The 724-nt window shown below is 57.9% G+C and carries 1 protein-coding gene; it reads right to left on the minus strand.

Annotated elements, in window-relative coordinates; translation table 11 throughout:
• The coding region (locus AAFX91_RS42200; protein ID WP_394570412.1) for an AMP-binding protein at positions 1-724 on the minus strand (724 nt) is incomplete at both ends.

The raw sequence follows: 724 nt of genomic DNA on the forward strand, positions 1-724 counted from the left end.
CGGTCGCCGTCCACAAACGGGCTGGCGATGAACCGCTCCGCCGTCAGCTCCGGCCGGTTCAGATAGCCGCGCGCAACTCCCGCCCCGCCAATGTAAAGCTCACCCGCCGCCCCGAACGGAACCGGCCCGCCATGACCGTCCAGAAGATAGACGCGAAGATCGGGAATGCGCGTTCCAATCGGACTACCCGAGTTGGAAGTGTCCGAATGATCGAGCGGCCGATATGTGACATGCACGGTCGCTTCCGTAATACCGAACATGTTGATCAGTTGTGGGGCGTGCTCATGCTCTGAGTACTTTGCATACCACGGCTTCAGAAGCGACGGCCCCAGAGCTTCCCCACCAAAGATTACATAGCGAAGGCGGTTTCGAACACTGCTCTGACACTCCACATCCATGAGAGCTTTAAAAGCCGAGGGGGTCTGGTTCAGAACTGTGACGCCGAACTTACAGATCAGATCATGGAACTCAGGAGCAGAGCGAGCGGTATCGCTCGGCACAAGAATTAATCGCCCGCCATAGCGCAGTGCGCCCCACAACTCCCATACTGAGAAGTCGAACGAGAAGGAATGGAATAGGCACCAGACGTCATGTTCCGTGAAGCAATAACAGCTCTCGGTTGCCTCGAACAAGCGCACGATCTGAGCATGCTCGATCATGACGCCCTTGGGGGTGCCGGTTGAGCCGGAGGTGTAGATCACATAGGCCAGATGGCGCGCGCTCA

The sequence above is a fragment of the Bradyrhizobium sp. 31Argb genome (assembly GCF_043638955.1).
GTDB lineage: Bacteria > Pseudomonadota > Alphaproteobacteria > Rhizobiales > Xanthobacteraceae > Bradyrhizobium.